This window comes from Brevundimonas sp. UBA4553 (assembly GCF_002387245.1).
GTDB lineage: Bacteria > Pseudomonadota > Alphaproteobacteria > Caulobacterales > Caulobacteraceae > Brevundimonas.
On sequence record NZ_DGLD01000003.1, the window covers coordinates 69812 to 92648 of the forward strand.

The 22837-nt window shown below is 66.9% G+C and carries 17 protein-coding genes; 11 read left to right on the top strand and 6 right to left on the bottom strand.

Going from position 1 to position 22837, the window contains the following annotated elements; translation table 11 throughout:
- Positions 1-46: 46 nt before the first annotated feature.
- Positions 47-427: a hypothetical protein gene (locus B4A39_RS03865; protein WP_292033441.1), complete on the bottom strand. Its 381-nt coding sequence runs from the start codon at positions 425-427 to the stop codon at positions 47-49.
- A gap of 40 nt (positions 428-467) precedes the next feature.
- A complete protein-coding gene (locus tag B4A39_RS03870) occupies positions 468-1901 on the bottom strand; it encodes a short-chain fatty acyl-CoA regulator family protein (protein WP_292033444.1) in 1434 nt (477 codons plus the stop codon).
- Positions 1902-2027: 126 nt separating this feature from the next.
- Between B4A39_RS03870 and B4A39_RS03875 the strand changes: the two genes are divergently transcribed.
- From B4A39_RS03875 to mce, 5 genes are read left to right on the top strand one after another with little or no spacing between them, the layout of a single operon-like run.
- Positions 2028-3563 (top strand): acyl-CoA carboxylase subunit beta, encoded by a 1536-nt coding sequence (locus tag B4A39_RS03875; RefSeq protein WP_292033446.1) that lies wholly within the window; start codon positions 2028-2030, stop codon positions 3561-3563.
- A gap of 9 nt (positions 3564-3572) precedes the next feature.
- The gene (locus B4A39_RS03880) at positions 3573-5549 is read left to right on the top strand and encodes an acetyl-CoA carboxylase biotin carboxylase subunit (RefSeq protein ID WP_292033448.1); all 1977 of its coding nucleotides are present in this window, start codon (positions 3573-3575) and stop codon (positions 5547-5549) included.
- Positions 5550-6932 carry a methylmalonyl-CoA mutase family protein gene (locus B4A39_RS03885; protein WP_292033450.1) on the top strand — a complete coding sequence of 461 codons (1383 nt, stop codon included), beginning with the start codon at positions 5550-5552 and terminating at the stop codon, positions 6930-6932. It abuts the gene before it with no gap.
- Positions 6929-9088, top strand: coding sequence for a methylmalonyl-CoA mutase (gene scpA / locus B4A39_RS03890; protein ID WP_292033453.1), 2160 nt, complete (start codon positions 6929-6931; stop codon positions 9086-9088). Before B4A39_RS03885 ends, scpA begins: the two co-directional genes overlap by 4 nt.
- Positions 9088-9510 (top strand): methylmalonyl-CoA epimerase, encoded by a 423-nt coding sequence (mce, locus tag B4A39_RS03895; protein WP_292033455.1) that lies wholly within the window; start codon positions 9088-9090, stop codon positions 9508-9510. Before scpA ends, mce begins: the two co-directional genes overlap by 1 nt.
- Before the next feature lie 36 nt (positions 9511-9546).
- Here the strand turns inward: mce and B4A39_RS03900 are convergent, their stop codons facing one another.
- Together B4A39_RS03900 and B4A39_RS03905 are read right to left on the bottom strand one after the other, a co-directional pair.
- Entirely contained in the window at positions 9547-12072 is a 2526-nt protein-coding gene (locus B4A39_RS03900) for a TonB-dependent receptor (RefSeq protein ID WP_292033457.1), read from the bottom strand.
- A 220-nt stretch (positions 12073-12292) separates the two neighbouring features.
- Entirely contained in the window at positions 12293-14374 is a 2082-nt protein-coding gene (locus tag B4A39_RS03905) for a TonB-dependent receptor domain-containing protein (protein WP_292033460.1), read from the bottom strand.
- Between the two features lie 138 nt (positions 14375-14512).
- Here B4A39_RS03905 and B4A39_RS03910 point away from each other — a divergent pair, with 138 nt between their 5' ends.
- The 3 genes from B4A39_RS03910 to tdh are packed head-to-tail and all read left to right on the top strand — an operon-like array spanning position 14513 to position 17664.
- A complete protein-coding gene (locus B4A39_RS03910) occupies positions 14513-15370 on the top strand; it encodes a DUF4232 domain-containing protein (protein WP_292033462.1) in 858 nt (285 codons plus the stop codon).
- A 45-nt stretch (positions 15371-15415) separates the two neighbouring features.
- Positions 15416-16618 (top strand): glycine C-acetyltransferase, encoded by a 1203-nt coding sequence (locus tag B4A39_RS03915; RefSeq protein WP_292033465.1) that lies wholly within the window; start codon positions 15416-15418, stop codon positions 16616-16618.
- An 11-nt stretch (positions 16619-16629) separates the two neighbouring features.
- Complete coding sequence (gene tdh, locus B4A39_RS03920) at positions 16630-17664, top strand: L-threonine 3-dehydrogenase (RefSeq protein WP_349679243.1); 1035 nt, start codon at positions 16630-16632, stop codon at positions 17662-17664.
- A gap of 70 nt (positions 17665-17734) precedes the next feature.
- Here tdh and B4A39_RS03925 read toward each other — a convergent pair whose 3' ends face one another.
- Positions 17735-18130: a hypothetical protein gene (locus tag B4A39_RS03925; RefSeq protein ID WP_292033471.1), complete on the bottom strand. Its 396-nt coding sequence runs from the start codon at positions 18128-18130 to the stop codon at positions 17735-17737.
- Between the two features lie 173 nt (positions 18131-18303).
- On the opposite strand from B4A39_RS03925, the gene rlmJ reads away from it, so the two are divergent.
- A complete protein-coding gene (gene rlmJ / locus B4A39_RS03930; protein ID WP_292033474.1) occupies positions 18304-19125 on the top strand; it encodes a 23S rRNA (adenine(2030)-N(6))-methyltransferase RlmJ in 822 nt (273 codons plus the stop codon).
- Here the strand turns inward: rlmJ and B4A39_RS03935 are convergent.
- Complete coding sequence (locus tag B4A39_RS03935) at positions 19122-19439, bottom strand: antibiotic biosynthesis monooxygenase family protein (protein ID WP_292033476.1); 318 nt, start codon at positions 19437-19439, stop codon at positions 19122-19124. The genes rlmJ and B4A39_RS03935 overlap by 4 nt on opposite strands.
- A gap of 83 nt (positions 19440-19522) precedes the next feature.
- On the opposite strand from B4A39_RS03935, the gene B4A39_RS03940 reads away from it, so the two are divergent.
- Together B4A39_RS03940 and B4A39_RS03945 are read left to right on the top strand one after the other, a co-directional pair.
- On the top strand, positions 19523-20254 hold the full coding sequence (locus B4A39_RS03940; protein ID WP_292033479.1) for a type 1 glutamine amidotransferase: 732 nt from the start codon (positions 19523-19525) through the stop codon (positions 20252-20254).
- Between the two features lie 81 nt (positions 20255-20335).
- Positions 20336-22831 (top strand): hybrid sensor histidine kinase/response regulator, encoded by a 2496-nt coding sequence (locus tag B4A39_RS03945; RefSeq protein ID WP_292033483.1) that lies wholly within the window; start codon positions 20336-20338, stop codon positions 22829-22831.
- The last annotated feature ends 6 nt before the right edge of the window (positions 22832-22837 follow it).

Sequence of the window (22837 nt, forward strand, 5' to 3'; positions counted from 1 at the left end):
TCGAGTTCTGGGCCGGCGTCGGATGCTTCCGGCGCCGGCCTTTTCCTTAGAGGGCGCCGATCGCGACCTGCAGGCCAGCGGCGGTCTTGGCGACGTCGGCGGCCCCTTCGATGACGAAGTGATCCGTGGTGTCGCTCGTCAGGGCCGTGTGCCTGAACACGGCCCTCTCCGCCGGGCGGACGGCGCGGGAATTCAGTTCCGTCACCGACGCCTTGTCCATGCCGGGACCGCTCAGGGTCAGGGCGTGAGGGGTGTTGCAGGTTCGTCTGACGGCGACTTCGACCCGGTCGCCCACGGGGACCGCCTCGATCAGGCGAGCGCCGCAGGACAGGGGAATGTGGAGCTTGACCGTCACCTGAACGGTTTCGGCCGTCGCTGGCCCTGAAACGGCGAGGACGGCGGCGACGGCGAGGAGGATGTGGCGCATCCGGCAGTCTCCATCATGCAACCGACAGGCTTGCAGCATTCTACAACGCTTCAAGTCGCGGATTGGCTTCCAGGGAATAGGGTATCACGCCTCGGCTGTTTTCCGGAACGCGCAGAACGCGGTCGATCGGCGGGAAGGCGCGCTGGGTGCAGTCCGTCCGCTCGCAGATGCGGCAGCTGACGCCCATGCGGGTCGGCGGGCCGTTCAGATCCAGCCCTTCGGCGTAGACCAGCGAGCGGGCGTGTTCGATCTCGCAGCCGAGGCCAAGCGCATAGCGACGGTCGGGTTCAAGATAGGAACCGCCCGGTTTGGACACGCTCTTGGCGATGCAGATGTAGCGTGAGCCGTCCGGCATTTCCGACAGATTGACCAGGATGCGGTCCGGCGCGCCGAAGGCCTCGTGCACATTCCACAGGGGGCAGGCGCCGCCGAAGCGGGCGAACTGGAACCGGGTGGCGCTGTGGCGTTTGGTGATGTTGCCGGCCATGTCCACGCGCGCGAAATAGAAGGGCACGCCGCGCCAGCCGGGGCGTTGCAGGGTCGAGAGCCGGTGGCAGGCCTGCTCGAAGCTGACGTGGAAACGATTGCGCAGCCGGTCCACGTCGTGGCGCAGGTCGCGCGCCGCGTCGAGGAAGCGGCGATAGGGCAGCAGCAGGGCCCCGGCCGCATAGTTGGCCAGCCCCACCCGGCAGACGTCGCGCGCGGCGGGAAGGTCGAAGGCGGCCCGGTCCAGCTCATGCTCGATCAGGTCGTGGAAGCGCAGAAGCACCAGCTGGTGCGCCATGAGGAAGGAGCGCGTGGCGCCGGGCAGGCTGGCGTCGACGTAGAGGATGCGCGCTGTCGGATCGAAGCGTCGCATGATCCCGCGCCCCTCGCCGGTGGCCAGTCGCACGCCGCACAGGTCGTTCAGCGCCGCCTCCAGATCGCGCTCGGGGTGGCCGCCAGCGCCCAGACCCAACTGCTCCGCCAGCGCCTCCGCCGCCTGATCCAGAACGTCGATGTAGTTGTCGCGATAGTGGAAGAAGTCGCGCACCGCCTCATAGGGGAGGGCCGGAGCGGCGTGTGCGCGCTCGTCCCGGCCCAGGGTCTCGTTCAGCGTCTTCAGCCGCTCGTCCAGACGGCGATAGTCCTGATGCAGGGCCAGAAACTGACGCGCCAGGCGGGGGGTGTTGGTCACCGCCTGCTTCAGCTCAACGGGGGAGGGGGCGTCGGCGTGGCCGGCGACGTCGGTGACGGCCTCGCGCAGGTCGGCGATCAGCCGGGCGTCGCCGTCCAGATCGAACAGGCTGGCGTCGACGTCGAAGGCGCGGGTCAGGGCGATCAGAACCCGGGCCGTCGCCGGACGTTGATTGGTCTCGATCTGCGACAGGTAGCTGGGCGACAGGGCCAGCCGTCCCGCGCAGGCCTCCAGCGTCCAGCCGCGCGCCTCGCGCAGCTTGCGCACCTTGGCCCCGAGGTAGAGTTTTTCCGCCATTGCAACTTTGCAAAACCGCCCGTCGATCTTGGCAGGACTACGCACTTACGCCCCTTTTGCAAAGTTGCGATTGCCTTTTTGCGAGGGAGGCGGTTGGTGATCACGAACGATTTCAGGAGCCCCAACATGAGCCAGGCCATCCTCGAGGAACTCGAGCGTCGTCGCGCCGCCGCCAGGCTGGGCGGCGGCGAAAAGCGCATCGCCTCACAGCACGCCAAGGGCAAGCTGACCGCGCGCGAGCGGATCGAGGTCCTGCTGGACGAAGGCAGCTTCGAAGAGACCGACATGTTCGTGGAGCACCGCAGCCACGACTTCGGCATGGACCAGCAACGGATCCCCGGCGACGGCGTCGTCACCGGCCGCGGCACCATCGGCGGTCGTCTGGTCTATGTCTTCTCGAAGGATTTCACCGTCTTCGGCGGCTCGCTGTCGGGCGCCCACGCGGCCAAGATCGTCAAGATCCAGACCATGGCCCTGACGGCCGGCGCGCCGATCATCGGCCTGTTCGATGCGGGCGGCGCACGTATTCAGGAAGGCGTCGAGAGCCTTGCCGGTTACGCCGACATCTTCCTGCAGAACACGCTGGCCTCGGGCGTCATCCCGCAGATCTCGGTCATCATGGGCCCGTGCGCGGGCGGCGACGTCTATTCGCCCGCCATCACCGACTTCATCTTCATGGTGAAGGACACGTCCTACATGTACGTGACCGGCCCGGACGTGGTGAAGACCGTCACCAACGAGGTCGTCAGCCACGAGGACCTGGGCGGCGCCCGCGTTCACGCCGGCAAGTCGGGGGTCGCCGACGGCGCCTTCGAGAACGATCTGGAGGCCCTGTCCGAGGTTCGCCGCCTGATCGGCTTCCTGCCCCTGTCGAACCGCGAAAAGCCGCCGGTCCGCGACAGCTATGACGAGCCGGATCGCGACGAGGCCAGCCTCGACACCCTGGTTCCGACCAATCCGAACCAGCCCTATGACATGAAGGAGCTGATCCTGAAGACGGTCGACGAGGCCGACTTCTTCGAGATCGGCGCCGACTTCGCCAGGAACATCATCTGCGGCTTCGGTCGCCTGGACGGCCAGAGCGTCGGCATCGTCGCCAACCAGCCTCAGGTTCTGGCGGGCGTGCTGGATATCGACAGCAGCCGCAAGGCCGCGCGCTTCGTCCGCTTCTGCGACGCCTTCCACATTCCGCTGGTGACCCTGGTGGACGTGCCGGGCTTCATGCCGGGCACCAAGCAGGAGTACGGCGCCCTGATCAAACACGGCGCCAAGCTGCTGTTCGCCTATGCCGAGGCCACCGTGCCCAAGCTGACGGTCATCACGCGCAAGGCTTATGGCGGCGCCTATGACGTCATGAGCTCCAAGCACCTGCGCGGCGACGTCAACTACGCCTGGCCCACCGCCGAGATCGCGGTCATGGGCGCCAAGGGCGCGGTCGAGATCATCTTCCGCAAGGAGGCTGGCGACCCCGAGGCCCTGGCCGCGCGCGAGGCCGAATACAAGGAACGCTTCGCCAACCCCTTCGTGGCGGCCGGTCTGGGCTACATCGACGACGTCATCATGCCCCACGGCACGCGCCGCCGCCTGATCAAGGCCCTGCGCACGCTGAAGAACAAGACCCAGGAAAATCCCTGGAAAAAGCACGACAACATTCCCCTGTAAGGCCCAGAAATGTTCAAGAAAATTCTGATCGCCAATCGGGGCGAGATCGCGGTTCGCATCATCAAGACCTGCCGCAAGATGGGCATCAAGACGGTGCTCGTTTACTCGGACGCCGACGCTGGGTCGCTGGCCTGCGAGATGGCCGACGAGACTATCCACATCGGGCCGTCGCCCGCCGCCCAGTCCTATCTGATCCAGGACAAGATCGTGGACGCGGTGCGTCAGTCGGGCGCCGAGGCGGTCCACCCCGGTTTCGGCTTCCTGTCGGAAAACCCGGTCTTCGCGCGTCGTCTGGAGGCCGAGGGCATCACCTTCATCGGCCCCAACCCGCACGCCATCGAAGCCATGGGCGACAAGATCACGTCCAAGAAGTTCGCGGCTGAAGCGGGCGTCTCGACCGTGCCGGGCCACATGGGCCTGATTGAATCGACCGAGGAGGCGGTGAAGATCGCCAATGAGATCGGCTATCCGGTCATGATCAAGGCCAGCGCCGGCGGCGGCGGCAAGGGCATCCGCGTCGCCCATTCCGACGCCGACATGGCCGAAGGCTTTGCCGCGGTGAAGGCCGAGGCCCTGACGGCCTTCGGCGACGACCGGGTCTTCCTCGAGAAGTTCATCGTCAATCCGCGCCACATCGAGATTCAGGTTCTGGGCGACAAGCACGGCAATATCGTCTCGCTGTTTGACCGCGAATGCTCGATCCAGCGCCGCAACCAGAAGGTCATCGAAGAGGCGCCGTCGCCCCTGCTGGACGACGCGACGCGCAAGGCCATGGGCGATCAGGCCGTGGCTCTGGCCCGCGCCGTCAACTACGACTCGGCCGGTACGGTCGAGTTCGTGGCGGGGCAGGACCGCAGCTTCTACTTCCTGGAAATGAACACCCGTCTGCAGGTCGAGCACCCGGTGACGGAGCTGATCACCGGCGTCGATCTGGTCGAACAGATGATCCGTTCGGCGGCGGGCGAGACCATGGCCTTCAAGCAGGAAGACCTGTCGATCAACGGCTGGGCCATCGAAAGCCGCATCTATGCCGAGGACCCCTATCGCGGCTTCCTGCCGTCGATCGGTCGTCTGGTGCGCTATGAGCAGCCGGAAGAGGGCGATCAGGGAGGCTACACCGTCCGCAACGATTCCGGCGTCCGCGAGGGCGACGAGATCAGCATGTTCTATGATCCCATGATCGCCAAGCTGTGCGCCTGGGGCGAGACGCGCGACGCCGCCGTCGAGGGCATGGCCCGCGCGCTGGAGGACACCCACCTGTCGGGTCTGGGCCACAACGTGCCCTTCTTGTCGGCGGTGATGGATCAGGACCGTTTCAAGTCCGGCCAGTTGTCGACCAGCTATATCAAGGACGAGTTCCCCGACGGCTTCCGCGGTCTGGAGCCCAGCGAGGCGCAGAAGGACATCTTCATCACCGTGGCCGCGGCGATGAACGAGGTCCTGGCCGAACAGGCGGGCGATCCGTCGGAACGCACCGACTGGACCGTCCTGATCAACCGCGAGGCCCACGCGGTGTCGCTGTCCTATGACGAGGCCGAGGATCTGGTCATCTCGCTGGACGAGCGCGACCTGACCCTGTCGGAAATCGACTGGCGTCCGGGCATGGCCCAGTTCCGGGCCGTTCTGGATGAGGAGCCCTTCACCGCCGAGGTCAAGCGCGCGCCGGACGGCTTCGACATCCGCCACCGGGCGGCCAGGGCCCGCGTCCGCGTCCTGACGCCACGCGCTGCCGAGATGTATCAGCGCCTGCCTGAAAAGGTCGCCGCCGACACGTCGAAGCTGGTGCTGTCGCCCATGCCGGGTCTGGTCGTCGACATCCCCGTGACGGTCGGTCAGGAGGTCAAGTCGGGCGAGACCGTCGCCATCATCGAAGCCATGAAGATGCAGAACATCCTCAAGGCCGAACATGACGGCCTGGTGAAAGCGGTCGGCGCCAAGGCGGGCGATCCGGTCGCCGCCGACGACGTGCTGGTGGAGTTTGCGTAAATGACGACCTTTCCCACGCCGAGCCCGCTGCAATGGCGGGAACAGGCCGAGAAGGCGCTGAAGGGGCGGGCGATCGAAAGCCTGCTGCACCTCGACGCCGACGGCCTGATCATCCGGCCGCTCTATGCCGAGGCGACCGGGGTGCAGGCGCTTCGCGCGCCGCGCACCACGGACGCCGAGGGGCGGGCGTGGGACCTGCGCACCCTGGTCGAGGGCGATGAGACGACTGCGATCAACGCCGCCGTCCTGACCGACCTTGAAAACGGCGCCGCCTCGGTGGTGCTGAAGGGCGCGTTCACGACGGACGAGACGGCGCTGGCCGCCGCCCTGGACGGCGTGGCTCTGGAACTGGCGCCGGTGGCGCTGGATGCGGGCTTCGATGGCGTGAAGGCCGCCGAGGCTCTGGCGGCCGTGGCCAAGGGTTCGCCCCGCGCCCAGCTGCAGTTCCACCTCGACCCGTTCTCGGCCTATGCCGAGGCCGGGGAGGGCGAGATCGACGCCGCCGTGACCGAGGCGGCCGAGGCCGCCGTCCGTCTCGCCGGGACCTATCCCGACGCCAAACTCTACCTCGCCTCGGGCCGAGTGGTGCATGAGGCGGGCGGTTCGGCGGGGCAGGAACTGGCCTTCGCCGCCGCCAGCGCCGTGGCCTACGTCAAGGCTGCCGTGCTGGCGGGACTGACCGTCGAACAGGCGCTGAAGGGCGTGGTTCTGGGCGTGTCTGTCGACGCCGAATATTTCGACGCCCTGGCCAAGGTGCGGGCCATGCGCCTGATCTGGGCCAGCGTCAGCAAGGCCTTTGGCCATGAGACGCCCGCCGTCATCGAGGCCCGCTCGTCGCGGCGGATGCTGGCGGCGCGCGATCCCTGGCCCAACCTGCTGCGCCTGACCGCCGCCGGTTTCGCGGGCGCGGTCGGCGGCGCCGATGTGGTGGTGCTGGACGCCTTTACACGCGCCGAGGGCCGTCCCGACGCCTTCGCCCGCCGTCAGGCCCGCAACACCCAGTTGGTGCTGATGGAGGAAGCCAATCTGGGCCGGGTCGATGATCCCGCCGCCGGCTCCTGGTTCCTGGACAGCCGCACTCGCGATCTGGCTGAGGCGGGCTGGAAGGAGTTCCAGTCGATCGAAGCCGAAGGCGGCGTGGTCGACGCCCTGAAGCACCACCTGATCCAGCCGCGCGTCGAACGCGCGCGCGGCCAGATGGAAGCGGCGCTGAAGGACGGCGCCCGCCACATGGTCGGCGTCACCAAATACGTCGATCCCGATCCGCGTCCGGCGCCGATCGAGGTCGCCGACCCGGCCTTCGTCCCGGTGCGCCACGGCGCCCTGACCCCGGTGCGCTTCGCCGCGCCGTTTGAGATCGCGTCTGAGGAGGCGAACCAATGAGCTTCCCCGACTTCTCCAAAACTGATCTGGACCTGACCACGACGGGCACCGGCCCCGCGCGCGATCCCTGGCTGACGCCCGAGGGGCTGACGGTCGAAACATCCTATGGTCCCGAGGCGCTGGACGGCCTCGATGCCATCCACGGCCTGCCGGGCTTTGCCCCCTATATGCGCGGCCCCTATCCGACCATGTATGCGGGCAACCCGTGGACCATCCGTCAGTACGCGGGCTTCTCGACCGCCGAGGAGTCCAACGCCTTCTATCGTCGCAACCTGGCGGCGGGTCAGAAGGGCCTGTCGATCGCCTTCGATCTGGCCACCCACCGGGGCTATGACAGCGATCACCCGCGGGTGAAGGGCGACGTCGGCATGGCCGGCGTCGCCATCGACAGCATTCTGGACATGCGGACCCTGTTCGACGGCATTCCGCTGGATCAGATGTCGGTGTCCATGACCATGAACGGCGCCGTCCTGCCGATCCTGGCTCTCTATGTCGTCGCCGCCGAAGAACAGGGCGTGCCGCATGCGGCCCTGACCGGGACCATTCAGAACGACATTCTGAAGGAGTTCATGGTCCGCAACACCTACATCTATCCGCCCGAGCCCTCGATGCGGATCATCTCGGACATCTTCGCCTGGACCGCGCAGGAGACGCCGAAGTTCAACTCCATCTCCATCTCCGGCTACCACATGCAGGAGGCGGGGGCCTCGGCTGAGATCGAGCTGGCCTATACGCTGTCGGACGGGCTGGAATACATCAAGGCGGGCGTTGATGCGGGCATGGACGTGGACCGGTTCGCGCCGCGCCTGTCCTTCTTCTGGGCCATCGGCATGAACTACTTCATGGAGGTGGCCAAGATGCGGGCCGGCCGCCTGCTGTGGGCCGAAAAGGTCGCCGAGAAGTTCTCGCCCAAGGACCAGCGGTCGCTGTCGCTGCGCACCCACTGCCAGACCTCGGGTTGGAGCCTCGCCGCGCAGGACGTGTTCAACAACGTGTCGCGCACCATGGTCGAGGCCATGGCGGCGGCAGGCGGTCAGACGCAGAGCCTGCACACCAACGCCCTGGACGAAGCTCTGGCCCTGCCGACCGACTTCTCGGCCCGGATCGCGCGCAACACCCAGATTCTGCTGCAGATGGAGACGGGCCTGACCCGCACCATCGACCCCTGGGGCGGCAGCTTCTACGTCGAGCGTCTGACCCATGATCTGGCGAACCGCGCCCGCGCCCTGATGGCCGAGGTCGAGGCGGCTGGGGGCATGGCCAAGGCCATCGAGGCCGGCATTCCCAAGCTGCGCATCGAAGAGGCGGCGGCCAAGACCCAGGCCCGCATCGACACGGGCCAGCAGACCGTCGTCGGGGTGAACCGCTACCTGAACGACACGCCCGACGACATTCCGATGCTGAAGGTCGACAACGCCGCCGTTCTGGCCGCCCAGATCGACAAGCTGAAGCGCCTGCGCGCCGAACGCGATCAGGCCGCGACGGACGCCGCGCTGGAGGCCCTGACCGTTGGCGCGCGCGGAAACGCCAACCTGCTGGAACTGGCGGTTCAGGCCGCCCGCGCCAAGGCTACGGTGGGTGAGATTTCCGACGCGCTGGAGGCCGCCTTCGGTCGCCATGTCGCCACGGTGAAGACCGTCTCGGGCGTCTATGGCAAGGAGGCGGGCAATGATCCCAAGGTCGCCCGCGCCCGCGACATGGTCGCGACCTTCGTCGAGAACGACGGCGGTCCGCCGCGCATCCTGATCGCCAAACTGGGGCAGGACGGCCACGACCGGGGCCAGAAGGTCGTCGCCACCGGCTATGGCGACATCGGTTTTGACGTCACCGCCGGGTCGCTGTTCCAGACGCCCGCCGAGGCCGCCAGGGATGCGGTGGAGAAGAACGTCCACGCGGTCGGCGCCTCGTCGCTGGCGGCCGGGCACCTGACGCTGGTCCCGGAGCTGCGCGCCGAACTGGCCAAGCTGGGTCGTGAGGACATCATGATCGTTGTCGGCGGCGTCATTCCGCCCTCGGACGTCCAGCCCCTGCTCGATATGGGCGCGGCGGCGGTCTATCCGCCCGGCTCGGTCATCGCCGACACGGCGGCGGACCTGATTGAAAAGCTGAACCTGCGTCTGGGCTATGCCCAACCCGCGCCGGCGGAGAAGAAGTGATGATCGGTAATCTGAACCACGTCGGCGTCGCCACGCCTTCGATCGCGGACTCGATCAGGCTGTATCGTGACATCCTGGGCGCGACCAAGATCGGCGAACCGTTCGATCTGCCGGCCCAGGGGGTGAAGGTCTGCTTCGTCGACACGCCCACAGCTCAGATCGAACTGATCGAGCCCTATGACGAGACCAGCCCCATCACCGGATTCCTTGCCAAGAACCCCAAGGGCGGCCAGCACCACGTCTGCTTCGAGGTGGCCGACATCCACGACGCCATCGCCCAGATGCGCGCCAAGGGCGTGACCATTCTCGGGACGGGCGAGCCCCGTATCGGCGCCCACGGCACACCGGTTGTCTTTCTGCACCCCAAGGAGATGGGCGGGGTCCTGATCGAGCTGATGGAAACGCCGAAAGGCGACCACTGACAGTCAAAAGGCCCGGTCGATGAGCGGGCCTTTTCTCTAGAACAGGATTTTGCGCAGGCTGATGCGGAAGGTGCGGCCCAGAGGGTCGATGTAGTCGGGTTGATAGGCGAGGGGCGTCTCTCCGAGACCGTTGCGCACGTCCAGCCGCTGATCGAACAGGTTGTCGACGCCGACGCTGACGCGCGCACCCCTCAGCCACGGGTATTTGGCCACCCAGGTTTGGCGCGAAGACAGGTCCGCGAACAGGTTCAGGTTGACGGTGGTCAGGTCCGAGAAGCTCAGGTCGTCGTCGGGCGAGGTCCCGCCGCTGACGCGCGTCGACTGCTTCCAGTTGGCGTTCAGGAAGCCGCCCATGCCGCTCTTGAAGACGCCCATCTGGAACTGGACCTCGTTACGCGGCTGGCCGCCTCGCGCGCCCGTGGCCGCACCGTCCAGCAGGTCCAGCACCGGCACGCCGTCGCGGATCGTGATCTCATCCTGAATGCGATAGGTGTGATAGAGTGAGAGGTTGAAGCGGCCCTGGCCGGGCTGCATCGTCGGGCCGCGCGAACCGCGCCCGCCGCCGCCTGGACCCATGCGCATACCGCCGCCCGGGGGAGGGCCGCCGGCCCCGCCGCCGGGAGGCGGGCCGCCTTCGACACGCATCGTGACCGGGCCGCCGCCGCCGGGACCCCGCTGGCCCATGCGCGCGGCCGCGGCGGGGTCAGGCTTGCCGAACGGAGTGGAGAAGTTGAGGCCCCAGCGCACTTCCTGCTGGATCGCGCTCTGGAAGTTCAGCGGACGGGCGTCGACGGACAGGAGGTTGCCGTCCAGGTCGCGGATGAAGCGTTCAGGCAGAGCCGCCTCCAGCTCCGTCGTGATGGTCGGGAAGGCGGCGATGGAATCCGAGGTCTCGGTGCGGGTGTAGTTGGCCGTCAGCCTGAAATCCTTGTCCTTCAACGGGGTCAGGTTGAAGCCCAGCTTCAGCACCTGCTTGGTTTCTTCGGACAGGTTGGGGTTGCCGCCCGTGACGCGGACGATATCGACCGATTGCCCGGTGGCGAAGTCATAGACGGGGACGTTGGGGGTGGAGATGATCGGGTCGTTCAACTGAGACATCGACGGGGCGTTCTGCTCGTCGGCCCAGCTGATGTTGAAATTGACCGGGGTCCACGGCGACCAGTTCAGGCCGAGGGTGTAGGCGCTGAGCCCGCCGAAGTCGGACAGGTCCTGATAGGCCAGGTTCAGATTGGCGGACAGGTCGCCCAGCACGCCCAGAACTTCACGGTCGCGGCTGGCGATCGGCAGGCTGAAGTTGCCTGAGGCGCTGGTCCGGTCGCGCGACAACGAGCGCTCGGCGAAGATGTTGGAGCGCTGGCTTTCGGAATCCAGCGACTGGGTGTCGAAGCCGACCTTGAAGGTCGAGGTGAGGGCGCCGGCCGGGCCCTCCCAGGCCGTGCCGTTGATGACGCCCTCGATATTGGCGCTGCTGGAAACCGAGCGGGCGGTGTCGACAGGCGCCAAGGGCAGCTGGCTCGCATCACCGAAGGGATCGATCGTGCCAGCCGTCACGCCGGCTTGCAGCGCGTCCTGGTCAAGGCCGCGTCCTGTGCGGGTCTTGGTCTCGGTCCGGTTGTAGCCGCCGGTCACGGTCCAGCGCCAGTCGCCGAGATAGCCGTCAACCAGTGCCCCCACCTTGCCAGCCCGCGTGTCGGTCGTGCGCGACAGGGAGTCAGGCGCGTCGAGATACAGGCCTTCGGGAACGGTAGAGGGCGGTATGATCAGATCGACGCCGGGCAAACCGAAGTAGCTCAGGCTGGAGGTGTCATCCAGGCTGGCGCTCAGCGTCAGGGCGGTGGTGTCGTTCAGGTCTCGCACCAGCGATCCGGCGACCGATCCCTGCTCGCTCTTGGGCAGGATGGTGCGGTAGTCGGTCGGCTCTCCATCTTCGCGCTGAATGTCGCGTTCCGTCTCGAACAGGGGCGTGTCGTTCTCGTATTCGAGGTCCAGCGTGGCGCGCTGCTTGCCGGCGATGCGAAGGACGTTGCTTTCCAGGTCCGTGACCGTGCGGCCGCCCTGACCCGGGCGACGAACGCTGGCCTGCATGGTCACGGAGCGGAAGTCGGCCTTGAGGACAAAGTTCACCACCCGCTGGTCGGCGGTATAGCCATAGGAGAGGGCGGTCTCTTCCGGCAGGATTTCGGTGCGTTCGATGGCTTCGGGCGGGATGCCGCGGATTTCCTGGAAGCCCGAGATGCGACGCCCGTTGACCAGGAAGACAGGTGAGCCGCCGCGCGAGCTGCGCGTCACGGGCTCCAGCAGGGTCATCAGCTCCTGGATGCTGCTGGCGCCATAGGCCTTCAGCTGTTCCTCATCCAGCACCAGTTCGGGCTCGTAGTCGCCCAGGGCCGCGCCCCGGCGTCGGGTCGAAACGGCCTGGATCTCGCCCAGGTCATAGGCTTCCTGCTCTTCCACGGCGGGCGAAGGCGTCGTCTGGGTCTGGGGCGCGCCTGCCGCCACCGGGGCGGTGTCGGCGGTGGGGCTCATGGAGGAGAGAGCGAGAAGCAGAACGACGGGCGACATGGACTGTCCTGAATAGACCGAAAGCTTGGGGCGAGTTCGCCCGCGCGAATATGTCGACCTGCTTGAAGACCGATGTGCGCCGAATAATGGCGACAGGCATCCTTCAGATTAACAGCCTGTAATGACGCGGAAATGTCACGGCAGGCTCGACAGTGGTCTAACGAACGAAGGGGCGGCGTCCGTCGGACGCCGCCCCTTCTTTTTTCAGTCCTGACAAAAATCAGAAGCGGGCGCGAACGCCCAGCACCAGGTTTCGACCGCGCTGCGGCGCGGTTTCGGCTAGGAAGGAGGCGTGGTTCAGAGCCAGTTCGTCGAGCAGGTTGGTCCCGCGCAGGAAGACCTGCGACTTCACCCCCGCCAGATCGACATCATAGGCCACGGTGGCGTTGACCATGTTGTAGCCCGGCGTCTCGCTTTCGAAGGCGGCGATGTCGTTCTGCTTGAAGGTGCGGCTGTATTCCACGTCGCCCGACCAGGGGCCAGCGAAGGCTTCGGCGCGAACGCCGAGGCGGGCGGCCGGGATGCGGGGCAGGTTGCCGCCATCGCCCTTCAACTCGCCGCGCACGTAGTCGCCGAAGACTGTGGCCGACAGCCAGGGCGTCAGTTGCTGGCGCACCTCGCCTTCCAGACCGGTAAAGGTGGCGTCGGCCTGGCTGTACTGAATCAGCCGGAAGTCCTCGAACTGATCCAGGGTCCGGGCGAAGATGTAGTCGTCGTAGATGTAGTGGTAGGCGCTGACCGAAGCCGTGGTGGAGCCAGCGGTCTTGCGCAGGGTCAGTTCCAGCGCATTGGCCGTTTCGACGTCGAGGCTGCTGTCGCCGAACTCATAGGTGTTGGTCGCCATGTGGACGCCGTCGGCATAGAGCTCCTGGGCCGAGGGGGCGCGTTGCGAACGCGACAGCGACACCGCGCCGGTCCAGCCGGGCATGAAGTGCCAGACCGCCGAACCCGAGATCGAGAAGGGTTTGTGCTCGGTGTCGGGCAGACCGATGGCTGAGGCCTCCTGCCATTCCTGGCGCAGGGCGCCCTCGAAATGCCAGTCGCCCAGCTCGTATTCCTCCATCACGAACAGGCCGGTGTTCTTGGTCGTGCTGGGCGCCAGGAAGCTTTCCTCGCCGACGGCGGCGAAGTCGCTCTTGCTCAGTTGCAGGCCGACCACGCCCTTGAAGCCCGCGATCTCGCGGTGCTGGGCCTCGATGCGGCCGTCGTAGCCCTCGTTGGTGAAGGTGGTCGAGACCACGCCTTCTTCCAGCTCCTGATGCTGATAGTCGGTGTAGCCGGCGCGAAGGCGGACGTTTTCGATACCGGGCAGGGGATCGCGCAGCTCGCCGCGCAGGTCGATGCGGCGGCTCTTCAGGCGGACCTCGGGCACGCCGTGGTCGTGATCGTGCTCCTCGCCTTCCTCGTGGTCGTGGTCGTGGCCGTCATGGTCATGATCGTCGTGACCGCCGCAGTGCAGGTGGTCGCCGTGCGGGTGGCAGCCCTCATATTCGTGGGTGTGACCCGGCAGGCCGTAACGGCTGGTCTGTTCGGTATAGGCCGCGCCGAGATAGCCGCGCGATCCGATGTAGGAGGCGCCGAGGGTGGCGGTCGAGGTCTCGTTGTAGGACCCGTCCAGGCGCGGTTCGTCCCAGTCGGGCACCTTGTAGTCGTCGGCCTTGCGGGCGGCGGCCTCGACGCGAACGGCGAAGTTTCCTGCGCCGACGGTCAGGCCGACCACGCCGGCCTCCTCGTTGTCGACCGAGCCGCGACGGTACTCGACCACGCCTTCGCCGCCGTTGGCGGGGACGCGGGTGGGGATCTTCTTGTCCAGCAGATTGACAGCCCCGCCGATGGCACCGCCGCCATAGAGAAGCGCCGACGGGCCGCGCAGGATCTCGATGCCTTCCAGAAGCAGGGGTTCACCGGTGATGGCGTGGTCGGGGGAAACCTCCGAGGCGTCCATCAGGCCGGCGCCCTCGCTCAGTACCTTGACGCGCGGGGCGGCCTGACCACGCACCACCGGGCGGCTGGCGCCGCCGCCGAAGGTGTCGGAGTTGACGCCGGGAATCCCGCTCAGGGTGTCGCCCAGGGTCGACTGGCGGCGGTGCACCAGTTCGTCGCCGCTCAGCAGGGCGACGTGCGAGCCGACGTCGTCGCCGGCGCGGCCCAGGGGCAGGGCGCGAACCACGACGTCGGCGATCTCGGTCGGCTCGTCCTGTTGTGCTGTCTGGACGACGTCGTCAGCGGCGAAGGCCGAGGTCGAGAGGGCGGCGGCCCCGGCGGCGGTCAGCAGAAAGGTTTGAAGTCGCAAGGCACGCATCCCCGTTACAATGTCACGAGCTTGATATGTTATAGTGTATCATCGCGCAACCGCTCTGCTCGATTTCTCTGCAAGCGGAGCCTTTGGCCGGGCGCGGCGTTGGGACGGGACCGATCAAGAGGCCCCCAGGAGGCGTCCGTGAGCCGTTCCGCCGTTGTGTTGATGTCCTGTCTCGGCCTGTGCGCGGCCGCCTGCTCCCAGGAGCCGCCGCCGGCGCCCGCCGCGCCGATCGAAGCCCCGGTCAGCCAGCCGGCCGCCGCCGTCGGCTATGCCTGCGAGACCGGCAAGACCATCGCCGTGACCTATCCCGACACGGAAACGGCGCGCTTGTCCTACGACGGCCGCGACTACGTCCTGACCAGCGCGGTTTCGGCCAGCGGAGCCCGCTACGCCGGTCAGGGACTGGAGTGGTGGACCGCCAGCCGCAACGGTCAGGAAAGCGCCACGCTCAGCCGTCTGGGGCCGAACGATCAGGCCGGGGGCGCGGTCATCGAGCGCTGCAGCCGTCCGGTGGCGGCTCTGGCGCCCGCGCCGGTCGGCCCTTGCCTGGGTTCGGACCTCAGGCTGTCGGTCGAGGGCGGCGACGCGGGCATGGGCAATCGCGTCACCACCCTGGCGTTGCAGAACGTCGGCGCCCAGGCGTGCAGCCTGACTGGCTATCCCACCGTGACCCTGGCGGACGGCGGCGGTCGCGTTCTGGCCGCGGTCAAGGCGGTGCAGGAGCCCGGCAACTATTTCGCGCAAGGCACGGCGCCGAAACCGGTCCCGCTGGCGTCTCAGGCCAAGGCCTATTTCGACTTGGCATGGAACGTGGTCCCGCACGAGGACGAGGGTGAAAAGACCTGCCCCGAAGCCAAGGCGTTGCGTCTGACGACGCCGGGGGATACCGCCCTGGTCAGCCTTCCGCTGGCGCTGACGCCCTGCGGTGGGCAAATTCGTGTCAGTCCTTTCCGGCCGGTTTCCAGCGATGCAGCCGGTCCTGCCCCGACAGCCTGAAATCGGGGGTTCAAACCTGCCTGAATTCAGCGTAGCGGAGCAATCATGACCCAGAACACCGCATCGGTCTTCTACGACCGCATCTCCGCCGAACTGGCTGACATCGACGCCCAGGGCCTGACCAAGCCCGAGCGCGTCATCGCCTCGCGTCAGGGGCCGGTGATTTCGGTGAACGGCCGCGAGGTCCTGAACTTCTGCGCCAACAACTACCTCGGTCTGGCGGGCGACGAGCGCGTCACGCAAGCCGGCATCAAGGCGATGGAGAAGTGGGGCGCGGGCACGGCCTCGGTCCGCTTCATCTGCGGCACGCTGGAAATCCACAAGGAGCTGGAGCGCGCCATCGCCGACTATCTCGGCTTTGAGGCTGCCATTCTGTTCGCCGCCGCCTTCGACGCCAACGGCGGCATCTTCGAGCCCCTGTTCACCGAGGCCGACGCCATCGTCTCGGACAGCCTGAACCACGCCTCGATCATCGACGGCGTGCGCCTGTGCAAGGCCAAGCGCTATCGCTTCGCCACCTCGGACATGGCGGACCTTGAGGCCCAGCTGAAGCAGGCCCGCGCTGATGGCGCGCGCGAGATCATCATCGCCACCGACGGCGCCTTCTCGATGGACGGCTATATAGCCAGGCTGAAGGACATCCGTGCCCTGGCCGACCAGTACGGCGCCCTGATCATGGTCGACGACTGCCACGCCACCGGCTTCATGGGCGAAAAGGGGCGCGGCTCCTACGCCTGGAACGGCGTCGAGGTTGACTTCGTCACCGGCACCTTCGGCAAGGCCCTGGGCGGCGCCATGGGCGGCTTCATCTGCGCCAAGGCCGACGTCGTGGCCCTGCTGAAGCAGCGCGCGCGGCCCTACCTCTTCTCCAACGCCCTGGCGCCCGCCGTCTGCGGCTCGTCGCTGGAAGCCATCCGCATTGCCGCGGGCGAGGAGGGCGACGCCCTGCGCGCCCAGCTGTTCGCCAACGCCGCGCGCTTCCGCTCGGCCATGACTGACGCGGGCTTCACCCTGCAGCCGGGCGAGCACCCCATCATCCCGGTCATGCTGGGCGACGCCAAGCTGGCGCAGGACATGGCGGCGCGGATGCTGGAGCTGGGCGTCTACGTCATCGGGTTCAGCTTCCCGGTGGTGCCGCGCGGTCAGGCCCGCATCCGCACCCAGATGTCGGCGGCGCACACCTTTGAACAGATTGATGCTGCGGTCGCGGCGTTCACGACGGCCGGTAAAGAACTGGGAGTGATTTGATGACGGACATGATGAAGGCCCTGGCCAAGACGAAGCCCGGCGTCGGCCTTGAGCTGATCGAGGCCCCGATCCCCGTGGCGGGCGACGAGGACGTGCTGATCCGCGTCCATCGCACGGCCGTCTGCGGCACCGACATCCACATCTGGAACTGGGACGAGTGGTCCCAGAAGAACGTGCCGGTCCCGATGATCACCGGTCACGAGTTCGCCGGCGAGATCGTCGCCATCGGCAAGGACGTGGATCGCCGCCTCAAGGTCGGCCAGCGCGTTTCGGCCGAGGGGCACGTCATCGATCTGAACTCCGAAGCGGCCCGCGCCGGTCACTTCCACCTGGACCCCGACACGCGCGGCATCGGCGTGAACCGCCAGGGCGCCTTCGCCGAGTTCGTGGTGGCGCCGGCCTTCAACGTCATCGAGTTGCCCGAGGATGTGCCCTATGAAATCGGCTCGATCCTCGACCCCTTCGGCAACGCCGTGCATACGGCGCAGCAGTTCGACCTGCTGGGCGAGGACGTGCTGGTCACCGGCGCTGGTCCCATCGGCATGATGGCCGCCGCCGTGGCGCGTCACGCGGGCGCGCGCACGGTGGTCCTGACCGATATCAATGACTTCCGCCTGGAACTTGCGCAGAAGGTTGCGCCGGGCGTGCGGACGGTGAACACGACCAAGGAAGACCTGCGCGACGTCATGCATGAGCTGGGTCTGAAGGTCGGCTTCGACGTGGCGCTGGAGATGTCGGGCTCGCCGATCGCCTTCAAGCAGTGCGTCGACACCCTGATCATGGGCGGCGGCATGGCCCTGCTGGGCATTCCGTCCAAGCCGATGGAGACCGACTGGGGCACGATCATCCTCAAGGCCCTGACCATCAAGGGCGTCTATGGGCGCGAGATGTTCACGACCTGGCGCAAGATGCTGGGGCTGCTGAAGGCCGGTCTGGATCTGACGCCGCTGATCACCCACCAGATGCCCTATCAGGACTTCCAGCAGGGCTTCGAGGCCATGAAGTCCGGCCAGTCGGGCAAGGTTGTGCTGAACTGGGCCGACTGACCCCTTTCTGACTGCGAACCGAAGGCCCCCTGACCGCAAGGCAGGGGGCCTTTTCCGTTCCGCCGTGGGCTCAGGTCGCTACGCGCTCGCTGCCTCGGGCCGTAGCCAGGAAGACGATGAGCGTGAACAGCAGCATCGACGTCACCAGCATGATCTCCGAGGCGATCAGGGCGGGCAGCAAGAAGGGCTTCTGAAGAAACATCAGAGTCAGGGTCGGCATCAGGATCAGGAAGCCCAGGACCGACAGGGTGAAGTGGGCCAGGGGCAACCATCCTCGCGCCGCTGAGGGAAAGACCCGATAGAACAGGCCGAACAGCATCATCGACGCGAAGCCCAGCAGGTTGATGTGGGCGTGCACCGTGCGAAGCGTGAAGTCCTCATTGGCGCCCATCCAGACGCCAAGGCTCATGCCAGCCAGCGCCGAAAGCACGCCCAGGCGAAGAAAATTATTCGATACTGAGAGCATTTGCGTCGTCCCTCGTTGTCGATGTTCTCCTTGAACACGCCTACTTGCAGCGCAATTTTACAACATTGTTATCCGAAAGTCGTGGCCGGTGTTTTCGCGCCCACGATGTGCAATGGCCGTGCGCATCGAGGCTTCCTCTTGACCCGAAGGGCGGAGCGGGGGACGGAACGCTCATGAACTATCGCCACAGCTTTCACGCCGGAAACTTTGCGGACCTGGTCAAGCACGCCCTGGTGCTGTGGCTGCTGAAGGAACGGCAGGAGAGGGGGGCGGTCACCGTCATCGACACCCACGCGGGGGCGGGTCTGTATGACCTGTCAGGCGACGGCGCGCGGTCCCGTGAGGCCGAGGCCGGCGTGGCGCGGCTGATGACCGCCGACGAGCGGCCGCCGCTGATCGAGGCCCTGGCGGCCGAGGTCGCAGCGCTGAATCCAGAGGGCGGCGCGCGCTTCTATCCGGGGTCGCCCCTGCTGATCGCGCGGGCTCTGCGAGAGGGCGACCGCTATCTGGGCTTCGAATTTCATCCGCCGGTTCAGGAGATGTTGGCAGAGGCCCTGGCCGACTGGCCGGCCGCCGAGGGCCGTCAGGGCGACGGCTATGTCGAGGCGCTGAAGGCGGCCAGGGCGACCAAGGGTCCGCTGGTGCTGATCGATCCGCCGTTCGAGCGGCCGGACGACTATGTGCGCTCGGCGGAGACAGCCGCCGCCATAGTGAGGCATGACCGCACGGCGACGGTGGCGATCTGGACCCCGCTGAAGGACATGGAAACCTTCGACGGATTCATCCGCCGGCTGGAGGAGGCGCAGGTCGGCCGCGTCCTGGTGGCGGAAGCCCGCCTGCGCCCGCTGAACAATCCGATGAAGATGAACGGCTGCACGATGACGGTGGTCAATCCGCCATCGGGTGCAGAGGCGGCGGCGGCCGAAATCTGCGGCTGGGTGGCGGCGAACCTCGGCGAAGCCGGCGCGCGCGCCGAGGTCTGGCGCGCGGGCTAGGCTTCCAGCAGGACGCCCGGCTCGTAAAGATGCGGCTCGAAGGTGGCGATGGCCAGAATGGGCTCCATGGCCGCGACGACCTGGGGGTGTCGGGTCATCACCTTCCAATCGGTGGCGCTGGCCCAGACGGCGTGATTGGCGACGACGCGCCCGTTGAGGCCCCGGTGCAGGGTGGCGGAGACAAAGCCGGGCAGGGTGCGCTGCACCTGGGCCAGGGCGGCCAGATGTTCGACCAGATCCTCCTGCCGTCGTGCGTCGCACTTGAAAATATTGATCAGGACGACGGCGGAATCGTCGTGCGCGTGGGCGGTCATGAAGGGCGGCCTCGTTGCAATCGCCCGACTTCTACCCCAATCCAGAGAGAGACGCTTCCTTCTCCCCGCTGGAAAACGCCGAAATGACCCGTATCGCCATTCTGGAAACCGGCCATCCGCCCGAACATCTGCGGGACGCCTTCGACGACTACCCGGCGCGCTTTCGCGCCCTGCTGGGCGAAAACGTGCCGACGGTGCGGTTCGACGTGCAGTCGGGCCATCTGCCGGATGACCCGTCGATCTATACCGGGGCCATCGTCACGGGGTCGGCCGCCGGCGTCTACGACGACCTGCCGTGGATATCGCCCCTGGTGCAGTGGCTGCGCGCGGCGCGTGGTCGGACGCGGCTTCTGGGCATCTGCTTCGGGCATCAAGTTCTGGCCCATGCGTTCGGCGGCAAGGTCGAGAAGTCGCACAAGGGCTGGGGCGTGGGATTGCACCGCTACGACGTGGTCGGCCATGAGCCGTGGATGCACCCTCGAGCGCCCTCCATCGCCATTCCCGTGTCGCATCAGGACCAGGTGGTGGCGGTGGCGCCGGATACGCGGGTGATCGCCTCAAGTCCCTTTACGCCCTACGCCGGTCTGGCCTGGGGCGAGGACGCCGTCAGCTTCCAGTGCCACCCCGAGTTCCAGCCCGCCTACGCGGCCGCCCTGATCGAGGGACGACGCGGCGACCGCATCCCGCATGATCTGGCCGACGAGGCCCTGCTGAGCCTGGAGGGTGCGAACGACCGAGCGGTGCTGACGGCGTGGATCCGCGCCTATCTGTTGCTGACCCCGCAGCCGATCGAGGCGGACGGCAGCGGCATCTAGGGCGCGGGCGTCTTGTTTTCCCAGCGCTAAACCTTGCGCAACCTCTGGCGTGCAATGGTGGGGCTTCAGTGCGGAAGTCCTATGTCGCCCATCAAAGCTGCGGTCCTCGCGACCGCCATCCTCCTGTCGCCGGGCCTGGTTCATGCACAGGCGCAGGCCGAAGGTCCGCCGGCTGATCTGCTGCGCGCCGTGGAGCAGCGCGCCTCTCGCACCACCTTCGCGCAGCTGGAGGCGTTCGGAGAAGCGGCCTATCGCCGACGCGACCGAGAAGGGCTCAACCGCCTCTACCACGTCGTCTGGATATTCCAGAACCAGGGCGAGTTCGAACGGGCGGCTTTCTGGAACCAGAGACTTGAAGCCAAGGCGCGGGCGCAACGCGACCAGCGCTACATCCAGATCGCCCGATTGAACGAACTGACGGCTCGCTATGATCGGGGTGATCTGACCGTCGACGCCGAGATGACGCGCATGACCCGGGAGGGCGTGGACTGGTTCGTGCGCGCCCATGCTGCGCGTCTGACGGCGCTGACCCTGATGGATCAGGATCGCGTCGGCGAGGGTCTGAAGCTGCTGAATCAGGCCGAGGCCGATATCCCGGACGAAGACCTCTACGCCGACACGGCGCACGCCGGCCTGTGGGAGGTCACCGGCATGGGGTTGATGAAGCTGAACGACGTGGTGGGGGCCACCATCGCCTTTCGCCGCTTCGAGATCGACTACGCCAATCCCGCCTATCCGCGCCCGGATTTCGACAGCCTCTACAATCTGACCAAGATGGCTGTTCAGGTCGGCGATCTGACGCGCGCGCAGGCGTATTACGCGGCGCACCGGCGTCTGAGTCTGCGGACCGGCCTGGAAAACCTGCTCGTCTACGATGCAAGTCTGTGCGCTCAGGTGGCCGACGCCAAGGACGAACCGCTGGAGGTTCTGGCCTGCATCGCGCCCTATGGCGAAGACCTGGGCACCGCGGCCTTCCTGATGCTGGATATCCTGCCGGTGCGGGCCGTCGCGCGGGCGCGGACGGGCGATGTGGACGGCGCGCGCCGCGACCTGGAAAAGCTGCGCGCTCTGGATATCGAGGGCGGGGTGGATTCCCACGTCGCCCTGGTGGAGGCGGAACTGCTGTTTGCCGCCGACCGACCCGCCGAGGCCTATCAGGTCCTGCGCACCTATCAGCGTGATCGTGACGTCCAGACCGCGCAGAGGTTCAGCGCCGGAATCCGTCAGGTCACGGGCGACATTCAGGAGCAACTGGATCGTCGACGTCAGCAACTGGACATGGCGCGCGCCAACACCGAACTGCAACGGACCGTCATTCGCTGGCAGAACTGGATTGTCGGCATCGGCGTGGTCTTCATGCTGTCGGCTCTGCTCACCCTGATCTGGCAGTGGCGACAGGGGGGCGAGCTGCGCAGCGCGCGCCGCCGCGCTGAGGACGCCAACCGCGCCAAGAGCGAATTCCTGGCGAACATGAGCCATGAAATCCGGACGCCGCTGAACGGCGTCGTGGCCATGGCCGACGCGCTGGCTCAGCGCGACCTCAACGGCGACGAGCACGCCATGGTCGAGGTCATCCGCTCGTCCGGCGCCACCCTGGAGCGTCTGTTGTCCGACATCCTGGACAGCGCGCGCATCGAATCCGGGCAGGTCACGATCGAGGCTGCGCCCTTCCATCTGGGACGGGCGGTGCAGGACGTGGCCGCCCTGTGGCGCATCCCGGCCGAGGAAAAGGGGGTCAGCGTGACGGCGCACGTTGATCCGCGACTGGATCGGGTCGTCGATGGGGACGCCGTGCGGGTGCGTCAGGTCCTGACCAACCTGGTGAGCAACGCCCTGAAGTTTACGGCCCACGGCGAGGTGACGCTGACGGTCGAGCCCGGCGTTGAAGGCGACGTGCGCTTCATCGTCACCGATACCGGCGTGGGCTTCGACGACGAGCAGAAGGCGCGCATCTTCGGCCGTTTCCAGCAGGCGGACGGCTCGATCACACGCCGTTTCGGCGGCACCGGGCTGGGCCTGGCGATCTCGCGCGAACTGGTTGACCTGATGGGCGGGCGACTGGAGTGCGACAGCACCCCAGGCCAGGGCTCGCGCTTCTGGTTCGAAATCCCCTTGCCGCCGGTCGAAGGCGCGGGCGAAGCGACTTTGACGCCGGAGCCGGTCGGAGACGTTCGTCAGCAGGCGCTGCGGGTGCTTCTGGCCGATGACCATCCTGCGAACCGCAAGATCATCGAAGTGATGCTGGCCGCAACAGCGATGGAGTTGGTCGCGGTGGAGGACGGCGCCCAGGCGCTGGAGACCTTCAAGCACGAGGCGTTCGACCTGGTGCTGATGGACATGCAGATGCCGGTGATGGACGGTTTGACCGCTACGGCCGAGATCCGCGCCTTCGAGGCTCAAGCGGGACGTGATCGGACGCCGATCCTGATGCTGACCGCCAACGCCATGGCTGAGCACGTCGAGGCAGGGCGTGCGGCCGGCGCGGACGGTCACCTGACCAAGCCGCTCACCCTGGTCGCCCTGTTCGACGCCATGGCGCGCGCCATGGCGTCGAAAGAGCGATCGCAGGTCGCCTGAGTCAGG